The organism is Halomarinibacterium sedimenti (assembly GCF_019312585.1).
Classification (GTDB): Bacteria; Bacteroidota; Bacteroidia; order Flavobacteriales; family Flavobacteriaceae; genus Halomarinibacterium; species Halomarinibacterium sedimenti.
This window is the reverse complement of the sequence record NZ_JAHWDP010000001.1, coordinates 931,843-945,727: the sequence shown is the minus strand read 5'-3', so window position 1 is coordinate 945,727 and position 13,885 is coordinate 931,843. Positions and strand designations below refer to the sequence as shown.

Here is a 13,885-nt window from a genome sequence, read left to right as displayed (position 1 = left end):
GCTCGCCTTTTTTTATGCTTGTGAAACCCTTAAGGTATTCACCATTCCTTTATCTACAATTGGCATAGCCGCAAGGTTAATAAGGTAATCGCCCTTTTCAACAAAGCCTTTTTCAAAGGCAATTCTATTAACATCATCTACCGTTTCATCGGTACTTACATACTTATCATAATAAAACGCTTTTACCCCCCATAATAAATTCAAGCGAGAAAGAATACGTTGGTTTGAGGTAAACACTAAAATATGTGCATTGGGGCGCCAAGCAGAAATTTGAAATGCGGTATACCCACTATTTGTGAGTGTACAAATGGCTTTCGCTTGAATTTCACCCGCCATTTTAGCCGCATGATAACAAACCGATTTTGTGATGTATCTATTGGTCCTAACATGTGGAGGTGTTTGAGGTACCGTAATTAATTCAGAATTTTCAACCGTTCTACAAATCTCTGCCATTTTCTGAATTACTTCAACTGGATATTTTCCAACCGACGTCTCCCCAGAAAGCATGACTGCATCGGCACCATCCATGACACTATTGGCAACGTCATTTACTTCCGCTCGAGTGGGGGTGAGGGACGTAATCATGGTTTCCATCATTTGTGTCGCAATAATAACAGGTATTCTAGCTCGTTTTGCTGTTAATACCAAATGCTTCTGAATTAAAGGCACGTCTGCCGCTGGAACTTCTACTCCCAGATCACCACGCGCTACCATTAATCCATCACAATACGGAATGATTTTATCTATATTTTCAACGGCTTCAGGTTTTTCAATTTTGGCTATAATAGGAATTTTATGTTCGCTATGTGCTTCAATTAAAGCCTGTAATTCTTTTAAGTCTTCAGCGTGTCTCACAAAAGAAAGCGCAAACCAATCAACATCTTGGGAAATGGCAAAAATGGCATCCTCTTTATCTTTCGCTGTTAATGCTGGTAACGAAATTTTTGTATTAGGTAGATTGACTCCCTTTTTAGAACGTAATGGACCGCCTTGAATTACTTTGGAAGTAACACTATCTTTCCCATTTGTCTTTAAAACTTCAAAAATAAGTTTACCATCATCCAAAAGAATGCGCTCTCCGGCTTTTACATCGGCAGGAAAGCTATCGTAGTTCATATACACCTTCTTTTTGGTGCCTTCAAACTCTTCCCCAGTACAAAATTCTATTTGATCACCAGGATTAACGACAACTTCTTCTTTCATCAATCCCACGCGAAGTTTAGGCCCTTGTAAATCGGCTAAAATTGCGGTACTAATACCTAGCTCTTCTCCCAACTCACGAATCATTTTTATTCGCTTTTTTACATCGTTATAATCGGCATGAGAAAAATTGATTCTAAAGACATTTGCACCTGCTTCAATCATAGCTTTTAATGTCTTTTTATCATTTGTAGCAGGCCCAAGGGTTGCTACTATTTTCGTCTTCTTTTGAGTTGGCATTAGTTAAATATTAAATTATTATGAGATTTTATATTTTGATTTTCAACAACATATGCTGAAATCACTTCATTTATTTCATTTAATTGAGCAAGGGTTTTCCGAAGGGGAAACTTCTCAATATCCGATTCTATTTTTAAAAAGAAATCAACTTTTTTAAATTCAGGAAGTAAGTGGCTTATCTTCATTTTTTCAGAATTTTCATCTTCAAATAAACTTCCTACTGTGTGAATTTTTTCAAAAGTTAATTTACACTTATTTTCTACTAAATAAAATTTTGTGTACTGTTGTTCACTTTCATATTCAAAAAGAGAAAATGTAGAGACCACTTCATCAAGTATAAGTTCTATGTCATTTTTCTTTCGTTGAAGTCGCATAGATAGGTGTTTATTAATCATAAACGCCATTTTATACGCTTCTTCACTGCAGTGTATTGCAACAAGGATAAAGTCCTCTTCGCCGTCATCGTCTAGATGCAATTTGTAATGGGTCATACATCTAATTTTGAATAAAAATAGGAATAGTTTTGTTCAACTAACAATCCTTAACCAAAAATTAAAGGAAATATAACCGAAAACGTTGGGGATAAGGAAAATTTTAATCCTTATTCGGATTGAAGTTGCATTTGCTTTTGAAGCTTATAAAAAGCTCTTTTGGCTGCGCGTTCTTCGGCTTTTTTCTTTGAAGTGCCTCTTGCTTTTGCCACGGTATCTTGTTCTAGCTGTAGCTTTACTGCAAAATGTTTTAAAGGATCATTACCCGTATCCTCGTAAACATTAAACTTAAAACTCTTCTTGTTTTTTTGACACCATTCAATAAAAAGGCTTTTATAGCTAATGACCTTACCTTCTAACTTTTCTATGTCAACATAAGGTTTAATTACCCTTCTTTGAATAAATTTTTCAACATATTTGAAGCCTTTATCTAAGTAAATAGCACCAACAAGTGCTTCAAAAACATTCCCGTGAATGTTCTCTCCAAAATGTTGCATAGATACCGAAGTCTTCACTAAGTCTATAAGCTTTAAATCACGCCCAAGTTCATTTAAATGTTCTCTACTTACCACTTTGGAGCGCATTTTGGTTAAATACCCTTCGTTTCCGTTAGGAACTTTTTTAAAAAGGTGGGCTGCAATTACGGAACCTAACATGGCATCTCCTAAAAATTCCAAACGTTCATAATTTTCAGGTTTTCCATCATTCTTTGTAGAATTCATGGAGCGGTGGGTAAATGCTTCTTGGTAAATGGAAATATCTTGAGGTTTAAACCCAATAATTTTTTTTATGGTAATATAAAATTCTCCATCCGTTGAAGAACGAGAGGAAAATATATTCTTTAAAGAAGCCATAAAACTTAATTATCTATTCTCTTGAAGAGAACACATGCATTGTGACCACCAAAACCAAAGGTATTGCTCATGGCCACATTAATTTTGCGTTCTTGTGCTTTATTGAGAGTGAGATTGAGGGATGAATCTATTTCTTCATCCACAGTTGTATGATTAATTGTAGGAGGAACTAAACTATGTTCCATAGCCAAAATAGATGCAATTGCCTCAATAGCTCCAGCAGCACCTAAAAGATGCCCAGTCATTGATTTTGTAGAATTGATATTTATTTTGGAAGCATGTTCGCCAAATACATTTGTAATTGCCTTTAATTCTGCTACATCTCCCAACGGAGTAGAAGTGCCATGAGTATTTATAGTATCCACCTCTTCTGGACTCATTCCTGCATCCTTTAGACAGTTTAGCATCACTCTTTCAACACCAATACCATCTGGATGAGGTGCTGTCATATGATAGGCATCACTTGACATTCCACCACCCACAACTTCAGCATAAATTTTTGCACCTCGTTTCTTGGCATGCTCATATTCCTCTAAAATAAGTGCTCCAGCACCCTCCCCTAATACGAAACCGTCTCTGGTAGCATCAAAAGGACGAGAGGCTGTTTCTGGACTTTCATTTCTAGTAGAAAGTGCATGCATAGCATTGAAGCCTCCCATACCAGCTTTGGTCACAGCTGCTTCACTTCCTCCAGTAACAATGATATCGCAATGCCCTAAACGTATATAGTTTAAAGCATCTATCATGGCATTTGCAGAAGAAGCACAGGCAGAAACCGTAGTATAATTAGGTCCCATAAAGCCATGCTTAATTGAGATATTACCAGGAGCAATATCTGCAATCATTTTAGGAATAAAGAAGGGGTTGAAACGTGGTGTTCCATCCCCTTCTGCAAAATTTATTACTTCATCTTGAAAGGTTTCTAATCCTCCTATACCAGCTCCCCAAATTACTCCAACACGAAACTTATCTACTTTTTCTAAGTCAATTCCTGCGTCCACAATAGCTTCATCTGAAGAAACTAAGGCATATTGAGCAAATCGGTCTAGTTTTCGGGATTCTTTCCTGTCAAAATGATTTAAAGGATCATAATTCTTAACTTCACAAGCGAATTTTGTTTTGAACTTTTCAGTATCAAAATATGTAATAGGAGCACAGCCGCTTTTCCCGCTTTTTAGACCATTCCAGTATTCTTGAATGTTATTTCCAATAGGGGTAAGAGCGCCAAGACCCGTTACAACAACTCGCTTAAGTTCCATATGGAAGAGATTATTTTGCTTCTTCTATATAGGAAATTGCTTGACCAACGGTCGCAATGTTTTCAGCTTGATCGTCTGGAATTTGAATATCGAATTCCTTTTCAAATTCCATAATAAGCTCTACCGTATCCAATGAATCGGCTCCTAAGTCGTTTGTGAAGCTAGCTTCGTTTACAACTTCGTTTTCGTCAACACCTAATTTGTCTACGATAATCGCTTTTACTCTTGATGCAATGTCTGACATAATTCTTAATTTTTAGATTTAATTACAAGTGGCAAAAATAAAATATTTTAATTTAAAACACCATTTTGTACATAAAATGTGAGATTCTTCTTTTAAAACTTTTATAAAGTTACTTTAATTTTATTGTGTATTCTATTTTTCAAATAAAATTATTTGTGTGAAAAGATAAAACCAATTTAAACATTTTTGAGCGAAGTAAACCCTATTGCCTTACTTTTGTTATTATTTTTTAATTACTTCGGTGAAAACTTTGGAATTTTTATGGAGAGGCGCATTATAATCTTTGCTTCGGGCAGTGGTACCAACACCCAAACTATTATTGAACACTTTCAACGTAGCAAAATTGCCAAAGTTGTTCGTGTGCTCAGTAACAATAAGAATGCCAAAGTACTAGAGCGCGCCAAAGCCCTTAAAACACAGACTTCATTCTTTACTAAAGAAGAGTTAAATGCTGAACATGGCGTCTTACAAATCCTAAAAAAGGATAAACCAGATCTTATTGTGCTCGCTGGATTTTTATGGAAATTTCCAAAAATTATCCTAAAGGAGTTTCCAAACAAAGTCATTAATATTCACCCTGCTTTGCTGCCAAAATATGGAGGGAAAGGGATGTACGGCCGCTATGTTCATGAGGCTGTTGTTGAAAATGCCGAAAAAGAAACTGGAATCACCATTCATTATGTCAATGAACAGTATGACGAAGGAGCTATTATTTTTCAGAAAAGCATAGCTCTAACCGAAAATGAAACTTCTGAGACCGTTGCAGAAAAAGTGCACAAATTGGAATATACATATTTTCCAAAAGTGATTGAAGACCTATTAACTTCAACAAAAAATGGCTAAAAAAGAAAAGTTTTATGTGGTTTGGTATGGTAACCCCGCTGGAATCTTTGGGAGTTGGAAAGAGTGCCAGCTTTCAATAAAAGGAGTAAAAGGTGCTCAATATATGTCTTTTGAAACCTTTGCAGAAGCCAAAAAAGCATACAATAAAGAATACGCAGACTATAAAGGAAAAGGAGGGAAAAAGGATAAAACACTTTCGGCAGAAGACTTAAAAAAAATTGGAGAACCCAATTTGTATTCTATTTCTGTAGATGCTGCCTCTAGTGGAAATCCCGGGAAAATGGAGTATCGTGGCGTAGATACTCAAACACATAAACAACTTTTTCATCAAGGTCCCTTTGCTCAGGGAACCAATAATATTGGTGAATTCCTTGCTATTGTTCACGGATTAGCTTTATTGAAACAAAAGAATAGCGATAGAATTATTTACACCGATTCCCGCATCGCTATGGGTTGGGTAAAAAAGAAGAAGTGCAACACAAAGCTGAAGCCTTCTGCTAAAAATAAAGCCCTTTTCGAACTCATTTCTCGAGCCGAAACTTGGCTCAAAAACAATACCTACGCCACAAAAATAGTGAAATGGGAAACCAAAGCATGGGGAGAAATTCCTGCAGACTTTGGAAGAAAATAACCATTACTTTCGCCATTTTACCCAAACAATAACCGCAGGTTCCGACACATCGCCACCAGTATTATTTGCAAACACATTGATATAGTCCCCAGCACTAAAATTTACATTGTAATCTGTTTTCTTAAATGTGCTCCCAACTAGGTTAAATGATGTTGTTGTTTTTAAGGTGGTTCCAGATTTAATTCTTATCTCGAATCCTTTTGTTGCGTTTCCTCCCTCTGCGTTTGCAGTTACATAAACAATGGTACCATCAAAAGGCATACTGGCTCCCGTGTTTATGGATCTCGTATCACCCCCAAATCGAAGGGTTTCATTTCCCGCATTTCCATTTTTACTCCACTGTAAAGGGGTCGCTTGAAGGCTTAACCACTTTCCCCTAGCGGCATCATACATAAAGAGTTCATCTCCAATAACAGAGAGTTGTCCTGTGGCTGAACCCAATGGTGTTGTTTGAGGATTTAATTCTAAGGTAGGAATTCCAGTATTCGTACTATTAATTTCTAATTGAGAAGAAGGGTTTGAAGTCCCAATACCAACTTGTGAACAAATTATCCCAACATTCAGCATCGATAATGCAAAAATTAAATTTTTCATAACTATTTAGATTTCTTGGATTAAAACCTAAGTCATAAAAGGAAAATGTTGAAAAGGGTAAAATTTATTGGGCTGGTAAAAATAATTTACCTAGTCGTATCGCAACTACGGTTTTAATTAATTTAGATGAATAGACTAAATTCAACGTCTAAGGGTCATTTTTTTTGAGTTTTTTTAACCTAATATTTATAATAATTTCTTCAAAAAGGATGAAAAAAACCATAAGATTTAGAAAGGCCAACGGATAAACAATCTCAATAATTTTAGCTAAATTTGCACCTTCAAATAAACCCTATAAATGAGCAAACTTGTTATTGTTGGAACTGTAGCTTTTGACGCCATTGAAACTCCTTTTGGAAAAACCGATAAAATCTTAGGAGGTGCCGCCACATATATTGGCCTTTCCGCATCTCAATTTAATATAGACGGAGCCATTGTATCTGTTGTGGGAGGAGATTTTCCAAAGGAATATTTAAGTATGCTCAAAAATAAGGGGTTAGATATTTCCGCTTTAGAAGTTGTTGAGGATGGGAAAACGTTTTTCTGGGCTGGAAAATATCGCAACGATATGAACTCTCGCGATACTCTTGCAACCGAATTAAATGTTCTTGCCGATTTTAAACCCGTGGTTCCCTCAAGGTATAAAGATGCCGAAGTGGTCATGCTTGGGAACTTGCATCCTTTAGTTCAATTAAGTGTGATTGAACAAATGAATGCTCCAAAAGTGATTATGCTAGACACCATGAACTTCTGGATGGATAATACTTGGGACGATTTAATGAAAGTAATCTCAAAAGTAAATGTCATTACCATAAATGATGAAGAGGCTAGGCAAATGACTAAAGAATATTCGTTAGTATTAGCTGCCCAAAAAATTATGAAAATGGGACCTAAATATGTGGTCATTAAAAAGGGTGAACATGGTGCGTTACTTTTTAACAAAGATGAAATATTTTTTGCTCCCGCTTTACCACTTAAAGCAGTCTTTGATCCAACGGGCGCTGGAGACACCTTTGCGGGTGGACTAGCAGGTTATTTGGCAAGTACTGGAGATTATTCCTTTGAAAATATGAAAAATGCCATCATTTATGGATCGGCATTAGCATCGTTTTGTGTAGAAAAATTTGGGGCAGAAAGGATTATTAATCTTTCAGCAGAAGAATTAAACAAACGCATTCATCAATTTAAAAGCTTAACTCAATTCGATATAGCAATAACGTAACACTACGCCCTGATTTTTCGGGGCGTTTTTAATTTGAAACCTTTTTCTGAAGCTATGAGCGACGAATTAAAACACGAATGTGGAATTGCCTTAGTAAGGCTCCTAAAGCCTTTAGAGTATTACAAAGAAAAATATGGCACCGCTTTTTATGGGGTAAATAAAATGTATCTCATGATGGAAAAACAGCATAATCGAGGACAGGACGGTGCTGGGTTTGCAGGAATTAAATTGAATATGGATCCTGGCGATCGATACATAAGTAGAATTCGCTCTAACGACGCACAACCCATTCAAGATATTTTTGCTCAAATTAACGAACGTATTAATACTGAGTTTAAAAATCATCCCGAAATAAAAGAAGACATACCCCTTCAGAAAAAAAGAATCCCTTATCTAGGCGAATTGTATTTGGGACATGTTCGATATGGAACTTTTGGAGGCAATAGTATTGAAACCGTACATCCATTTCTTCGTCAAAACAACTGGATGCACCGTAACTTAATTATCGCTGGAAACTTTAATATGACGAATACCACCGAGCTTTTTAGCAATCTTATTGAGCTTGGGATGCATCCTAAAGAAAAAGCCGATACCGTTACAGTGATGGAAAAAATTGGTCATTTTCTGGACGATGCCGTTCGAAAATTATACAAAAAAGCAAAGTCTAAAGGCTTTAATAAAAGAGAGGCGTCTCCATACATTGCCGAAAATCTGAACATTGCTAAAATTTTAAGGAAATCTGCTAAAAACTGGGATGGTGGCTACGCCATGGCAGGCCTTTTGGGTCACGGAGATTCGTTTGTGTTAAGAGACCCTGCGGGAATACGACCTGTCTATTTTTACAAAGATGATGAAGTGGTTGTGGTAGCTTCAGAAAGACCAGCTATTCAAACGGTTTTCAATGTTCCATTTGAAGAGGTAAACGAATTAGACCCAGGTCATGCTCTGATTGTTAAAAAAGATGGTAGATTTAGTGTAGATGAAATTCAAACACCACTTGAGAGAAAATCTTGTTCTTTCGAGCGCATTTATTTTTCACGAGGAAGTGATGCCGAAATTTATCAGGAGCGGAAAGAATTGGGACGTTTATTAATGCCAAGAATTCTTTCAGAAATTAATTACGATACCGAAAACACAGTGTTTTCATTTATCCCTAATACTGCCGAAACCTCTTTTTATGGGATGCTTGAAGCGGCCCAAGACGAATTGAATAAACAAAAAAATGAGGCGATTTTAAAGGAAAAAGATTCTTTAACTCCCGAAAGGCTTCAACAGATACAAGCGCATAAAATTAGAACTGAGAAACTAGCCATTAAAGATGTTAAACTAAGAACCTTTATTACTGAAGATAGTAGTCGGGACGATTTAGTAGCACATGTATATGACGTGACGTACGGGGTAGTAAAGCCCAATGACAACCTTGTTGTGATTGACGATAGTATTGTGCGAGGGACTACTCTTAAGAAAAGTATTTTAAAAATGCTCGATCGTTTAAATCCAAAACAAATTATTGTGGTTTCCTCGGCGCCACAAATTCGATATCCTGATTGTTATGGTATTGATATGGCTAGATTAGAGCATCTGGTAGCTTTTAATGCCACTTTAGCATTGCATAAAGAACGTGGCACTGATGGGCTTGTTGAGGAAATTTATAAAAAGTGTAAAGTCACATTGTCGAGTAATGCTGAAGAAGTGACCAATCACGTTAAAGAATTTTATGCTCCTTTTACAGACGAAGAAATTTCAGATAAAATTGCAGAAATTATTACTGATAAAAGTATAAATGCTAGAGTGAAAGTGATTTTCCAAAAAGTGAACGATTTACATCAAGCTTGTCCAAAAAATTTAGGAGATTGGTATTTTACAGGAGATTACCCAACAGATGGAGGTAAAAAAGTAGTAAATAGAGCTTTTGTTCACTTCTTTGAAGGCAACCCAGAAAGAGCATATTAGCCTTAAACAACCACTTTATCGAATTTATAAAACACTTCATCTAAAAGTAGGAAAAATCTGTATTCAAGTAGGTTTTTTGACATATATTTGCGTCATACCATAGCATAAGTAGGTTAAGTTCATGGTAAGATTTGGGGCAAAAAAGGTAAACTCTCGTTTACCTTTTTTATTTTTTTACCACTAAATGTAAAATTCTTCCTAAAAACATACTTTTTAACGAAAAAAAAAGCTTTTAGTCTAAAAGTGCTTTTTTCATTCAAATATTGATATACATTTGTTTTATACCATAGCATAAGTAGGTTAAGTTCATGGTAGATTTGGGGCAAAAAAAGGTAAACGCTTGTTTACCTTTTTTTATTTGTTCAATATGGAGGTAGTTACTTCCTCAATATCATTCAAAAAAAATACCCCTTATGGTAAAGGGGCATTTTTAAACTATATTCAGATTAACTCTTATTTATTGGCAGCGTATCTTTTTGCTACTTCATCCCAATTAATGACATTAAAAAATGCTGAAATGTAATCGGGTCTACGGTTTTGGTAATTTAAGTAATAGGCATGTTCCCAGATATCAATTCCCAAAATTGGCATTCCGCCACAACCAACACCTGGCATTAATGGGTTATCTTGATTTGGAGTTCCACATACATCAAGCTTTCCTCCTTTATGAACGCATAGCCAAGCCCATCCAGAACCAAATTGTGTTTTTGCAGCATTGGAGAATGCCTCTTTAAAAGCATCAAAGCTCCCAAAAGAATCATTAATTCCTTTTGCTAAATCTCCAGATGGATTTCCACCACCGTTAGGAGACATCACTTCCCAAAATAAACTATGGTTGTAATAACCTCCTCCATTATTTCTTACGGCTTTATTATTCATATCGAGATTTTTTAAAATCTCTTCAATAGATTTTCCATCCATCGATGTTCCTTCAATAGCAGCGTTTAAATTATTTGTGTATCCTGCATGGTGTTTTCCATGGTGAATTTCCATGGTTCTTGCGTCTATATTTGGCTCAAGTGCATCGTGAGCATATTTTAAATCAGGTAAGGTAAATGACATGATTGTTTTGTTTTTAGTTATTAATTACTTCAAATTTAAGCAATATATGTGGCAATTAGTGTTATAGAAATTATAAGTTTTTTATGCCGTTATAGATATTCTTAATGGTATCTTTAACTTTACAAAAACTTTTGGTTTCATTGGAAAGTCATTTCCCATTTGTTGTTTACAATGCTTCTGCTGGTAGCGGAAAAACATTTGTTTTAGTAAAGTCGTTTTTAATTAAAATTCTTTCGTCACAACAAAAAGACTATTACAAACATCTGCTCGCAATTACTTTTACGAATAAGGCTGTCGCCGAAATGAAGCAAAGAGTAATTACAACACTCATTCATTTTTCTCAAGAAGAAACACCTCTAACTTCAGAAAGCATGTTAAATGTAATTGCACAAGAAACGGGTTTGTCTTCAACAGAAATAAATACTCGCTCAAAGAGGATAGTGAAGCATCTTTTAAATCATTATTCCCTTTTTAGTGTTGAAACAATAGATCATTTTAACCTCCGATTGTTACGTACGTTTACCAGAGATTTAAAGTTACCTCCCAATTTTGAAGTAAGCCTCGAAACACCACAGCTAATTTTAAAAGCCATTGATAGACTTATTGAAAAAGCAGGACAAGATGAAGAAATTACAAAGCTTCTTATAGATTTTGCACTTCAAAAAACAGACGAGGATAAATCTTGGGATATTGCTATTGACCTTAATAAGGCTGCAAAATTATTGACAATAGAAAATGACCTACCCTTTCTCGATAAACTGAAAACAAAGACAATTTCAGATTTTAAAACATTACAAAAGCGGCTTTATGGAAAGGTTAATGAAAGTGAGTTTGAGGCAATTTCTGAAGCCCAAGCTATTCTTGCCATTTTTGAACAAAATGGCTTGGAGCGTTCTCATTTTTCTGGTGGACATTCTTATGACTTTTTTATAAAAATTGCTGAAGGAAATTTTAGTGTAAACTTTGGTCTTACTTGGCAAAATAATTTAGGAATAAAGCCTCTTTACAAAACAAAAGAAAATCCACTTATTACTGAAAAAATAGACGTCATTACTCCTCGAATTAGTGCTGGTTTCCATAAAATAGAAAAGTGCTTAGCTAGTACCTCTCTTTTTCAAAATATTCTGAAAAACTTAGTTCCCCTCGCAACGGTAAATTTAATAAACCAAGAACTTCAACTTATAAAAGAAGAAGAAAATGTTTTGCCCATTAGTGAGTTTAACCGAATTATAAGTAACGAAATTAAAAACGAACCCGCACCATATATTTACGAGCGACTTGGCGAGCGTTATCGGCATTATTTTATTGATGAGTTTCAAGACACCTCACTGTTACAATGGCAAAATTTAATTCCGTTAGTTGATAATGCTTTATCCCAAAATTACACCGAAGAAAACACGGGAAGTCTACTTCTGGTTGGTGATGCAAAGCAATCTATTTATCGCTGGCGGGGTGGACTTCCTGAACAATTTATAGATTTATGCCTTGACGAAAATCCTTTTCCTTCTGTTGAAAAAGAAACACGAAATCTTCAAACAAATTACAGGAGTTGCAAAGAGATAATAGATTTTAATAATCGGTTTTTCAGTTTTATGGCTCCTTTTTTTGGGGATGAATCATATCAAAAAATATATGAAGATGGAAATAAACAACTTCCAAATAGCGAATGTGAGGGTTTTGTTTCTATCAATTTTATGGAGCCAACTCTTAAGGAAGAAGCTTACGAAGCATATGTGCAAAAAGTATATGAAACCGTTTTAGATTTAGAGTCTCGGGGTTGTCCAAAAAAAGACATATGCATTTTAACCCGAAAAAAAGAAGAAGGTGTTGCTGTTAGTGAGTTTTTAGTCGCAAATGGTATCAATGTAGTTTCAGAGGAGACGCTCCTTTTACAAAATTCTGAAACCGTAAAAATACTTGTCAATTTACTGCAACTATCCCTCTTCCCGGAGCAAGACTCTTTAAAAATTCAAATTTTAGAGTTCTTGTATCATTACCTTAAGATTGAGATAGAAAAACACACTTTTTTTTCAGAACATATAGGGTTTCCACTTTCAAAACTAGAAGAAACTTTACAAAAGCATTACTTAAAAATTCAATTTAAAGATTTAGCTTCCTTAAGTCTTTATGAAAGTTTTGAATATCTTATTCATTCTTTACAGCTTCATAAAGTTACAGATGCTTATGTACTTCATTTTATGGATTGGGTTTTTCAATATTCGCAAAACTCCCAAATTGGAAAACAAGACTTTCTATCTTACTGGGAAACAGAAAAAGATAAAGTGAGTCTTTCCATTGGCACGACGCAAGAAGATGCCATACAAGTAATGACCATTCATAAATCCAAAGGATTAGAATTTCCCATCGTTATTTTTCCATTTGCAGATCTTGATATTTATAGAGAAATAGAGCCTAAAGCCTGGTATCCTTGGCAAGAAAATGGTTTTGATGATTTGCTTATTAATTTTAGTAAGGAGGTCGAAAGTTATGGAGAAATAGGTGCTTATTTATCTCAAATTAGAAAAAACACATTGGAGCTCGATAATATCAATCTATTATACGTTGCCTTTACAAGAGCGGAAAGGGAACTTTATATTTTGGCTAAAAACGAATCGGTTCAAAATTCTCCAAAAAAATACAATCAGTTTTTAAAATTATTCCTTGAAAATGAATCGCTTTGGAAAAACGAAGTGGATGCTTACTCGTTTGGACAAAAACATACTTGGCCTTCTTCGGTAAAAATTACTGAAAATAATTTTAAAGATACTCCATATTTTGTCTCACTTCCGTATGAAAAACTTTTAAAAGTTTCGAGTATTGAAACTTCCCTGTTTGTTAAAAAAGTGCAAGAATCTATTCGTTTTGGAAATGTTATTCATGATGCTATGGCTAATATATTTTTGGAAGAAGACTTACCATTCGTTTTAGAAGAATTACAGCATCCCCATTATGAAGAAGTCGAGATACAACTTTTAGAAAATACGCTTCGTAATATTGTAACACACCCTAAGCTAAATCCACTTTTTTCAAAGGGTGACACCATTTATAATGAAAGAGATATTATTTCTCCTTTTGTAGTGTTAAGACCAGACCGCATCAATATTCATCCTAATAATTCGGTAACGTTGTTGGATTACAAAACAGGAGTTCAAAATGTATCCCATGCCAATCAAATTAACGAGTATGCAAATGTTCTTTTGGAAATGGGATTTACCATAAAAGAAAAACTAATTGTTTATATTGAAAAGGAAAACATTTTGATAAATAACATTTAAATTTGAAGCCTTAAACT

The 13,885-nt window shown here is 35.0% G+C and carries 12 protein-coding genes; 5 read left to right on the top strand and 7 right to left on the bottom strand.

Annotated elements, in window-relative coordinates; all coding sequences use genetic code 11:
• Positions 1-12: 12 nt before the first annotated feature.
• The 5 genes from pyk to KXJ69_RS04475 all read right to left on the bottom strand — a co-directional run bounded on the left by pyk (position 13) and on the right by KXJ69_RS04475 (position 4,288).
• Positions 13-1,440: a pyruvate kinase gene (gene pyk / locus KXJ69_RS04495; RefSeq protein WP_219051700.1), complete on the bottom strand. Its 1,428-nt coding sequence runs from the start codon at positions 1,438-1,440 to the stop codon at positions 13-15.
• Positions 1,440-1,931, bottom strand: coding sequence for an IPExxxVDY family protein (locus KXJ69_RS04490; RefSeq protein WP_219051698.1), 492 nt, complete (start codon positions 1,929-1,931; stop codon positions 1,440-1,442). Before KXJ69_RS04490 ends, pyk begins: the two co-directional genes overlap by 1 nt.
• Positions 1,932-2,041: 110 nt before the next feature.
• Positions 2,042-2,785 carry a ribonuclease III gene (gene rnc / locus KXJ69_RS04485; RefSeq protein ID WP_219051696.1) on the bottom strand — a complete coding sequence of 248 codons (744 nt, stop codon included), beginning with the start codon at positions 2,783-2,785 and terminating at the stop codon, positions 2,042-2,044.
• Positions 2,786-2,790: 5 nt separating this feature from the next.
• Entirely contained in the window at positions 2,791-4,044 is a 1,254-nt protein-coding gene (gene fabF, locus KXJ69_RS04480; RefSeq protein ID WP_219051694.1) for a beta-ketoacyl-ACP synthase II, read from the bottom strand.
• A 10-nt stretch (positions 4,045-4,054) separates the two neighbouring features.
• Positions 4,055-4,288 (bottom strand): acyl carrier protein, encoded by a 234-nt coding sequence (locus KXJ69_RS04475; protein WP_034259990.1) that lies wholly within the window; start codon positions 4,286-4,288, stop codon positions 4,055-4,057.
• A gap of 261 nt (positions 4,289-4,549) precedes the next feature.
• Here KXJ69_RS04475 and purN point away from each other — a divergent pair, with 261 nt between their 5' ends.
• Together purN and KXJ69_RS04465 are read left to right on the top strand one after the other, a co-directional pair.
• A complete protein-coding gene (purN, locus tag KXJ69_RS04470) occupies positions 4,550-5,131 on the top strand; it encodes a phosphoribosylglycinamide formyltransferase (protein ID WP_219051812.1) in 582 nt (193 codons plus the stop codon).
• The gene (locus KXJ69_RS04465) at positions 5,124-5,762 is read left to right on the top strand and encodes a ribonuclease H1 domain-containing protein (RefSeq protein WP_219051692.1); all 639 of its coding nucleotides are present in this window, start codon (positions 5,124-5,126) and stop codon (positions 5,760-5,762) included. The genes purN and KXJ69_RS04465 overlap by 8 nt, the downstream gene beginning before the upstream one ends.
• Positions 5,763-5,765: 3 nt before the next feature.
• On the opposite strand, the gene KXJ69_RS04460 is transcribed toward KXJ69_RS04465, so the two are convergent.
• Entirely contained in the window at positions 5,766-6,356 is a 591-nt protein-coding gene (locus KXJ69_RS04460; RefSeq protein ID WP_219051690.1) for a hypothetical protein, read from the bottom strand.
• Positions 6,357-6,654: 298 nt separating this feature from the next.
• On the opposite strand from KXJ69_RS04460, the gene KXJ69_RS04455 reads away from it, so the two are divergent.
• Entirely contained in the window at positions 6,655-7,578 is a 924-nt protein-coding gene (locus tag KXJ69_RS04455; RefSeq protein WP_219051688.1) for a PfkB family carbohydrate kinase, read from the top strand.
• A gap of 54 nt (positions 7,579-7,632) precedes the next feature.
• Positions 7,633-9,531, top strand: coding sequence for an amidophosphoribosyltransferase (locus KXJ69_RS04450; RefSeq protein WP_219051686.1), 1,899 nt, complete (start codon positions 7,633-7,635; stop codon positions 9,529-9,531).
• Positions 9,532-9,984: 453 nt separating this feature from the next.
• Here the strand turns inward: KXJ69_RS04450 and KXJ69_RS04445 are convergent, their stop codons facing one another.
• Positions 9,985-10,593 carry a superoxide dismutase gene (locus KXJ69_RS04445; protein WP_219051684.1) on the bottom strand — a complete coding sequence of 203 codons (609 nt, stop codon included), beginning with the start codon at positions 10,591-10,593 and terminating at the stop codon, positions 9,985-9,987.
• A 104-nt stretch (positions 10,594-10,697) separates the two neighbouring features.
• Here KXJ69_RS04445 and KXJ69_RS04440 point away from each other — a divergent pair, with 104 nt between their 5' ends.
• Positions 10,698-13,868 carry a UvrD-helicase domain-containing protein gene (locus KXJ69_RS04440; protein ID WP_219051682.1) on the top strand — a complete coding sequence of 1,057 codons (3,171 nt, stop codon included), beginning with the start codon at positions 10,698-10,700 and terminating at the stop codon, positions 13,866-13,868.
• Positions 13,869-13,885 lie beyond the last annotated feature (17 nt).

Excerpts from the sequence above, each read along its gene's own strand:
- KXJ69_RS04455 (WP_219051688.1), top strand. The coding sequence starts at position 6,655 with ATGAGCAAACTTGTTATTGTTGGAACTGTAGCTTTTGACGCCATTGAA.
- fabF (WP_219051694.1), bottom strand. The coding sequence starts at position 4,044 with ATGGAACTTAAGCGAGTTGTTGTAACGGGTCTTGGCGCTCTTACCCCT.
- KXJ69_RS04440 (WP_219051682.1), top strand. The coding sequence starts at position 10,698 with ATGGTATCTTTAACTTTACAAAAACTTTTGGTTTCATTGGAAAGTCAT.
- pyk (WP_219051700.1), bottom strand. The coding sequence starts at position 1,440 with ATGCCAACTCAAAAGAAGACGAAAATAGTAGCAACCCTTGGGCCTGCT.
- KXJ69_RS04475 (WP_034259990.1), bottom strand. The coding sequence starts at position 4,288 with ATGTCAGACATTGCATCAAGAGTAAAAGCGATTATCGTAGACAAATTA.
- purN (WP_219051812.1), top strand. The coding sequence starts at position 4,550 with ATGGAGAGGCGCATTATAATCTTTGCTTCGGGCAGTGGTACCAACACC.
- KXJ69_RS04445 (WP_219051684.1), bottom strand. The coding sequence starts at position 10,593 with ATGTCATTTACCTTACCTGATTTAAAATATGCTCACGATGCACTTGAG.
- KXJ69_RS04465 (WP_219051692.1), top strand. The coding sequence starts at position 5,124 with ATGGCTAAAAAAGAAAAGTTTTATGTGGTTTGGTATGGTAACCCCGCT.
- KXJ69_RS04490 (WP_219051698.1), bottom strand. The coding sequence starts at position 1,931 with ATGACCCATTACAAATTGCATCTAGACGATGACGGCGAAGAGGACTTT.
- KXJ69_RS04450 (WP_219051686.1), top strand. The coding sequence starts at position 7,633 with ATGAGCGACGAATTAAAACACGAATGTGGAATTGCCTTAGTAAGGCTC.
- rnc (WP_219051696.1), bottom strand. The coding sequence starts at position 2,785 with ATGGCTTCTTTAAAGAATATATTTTCCTCTCGTTCTTCAACGGATGGA.
- KXJ69_RS04460 (WP_219051690.1), bottom strand. The coding sequence starts at position 6,356 with ATGAAAAATTTAATTTTTGCATTATCGATGCTGAATGTTGGGATAATT.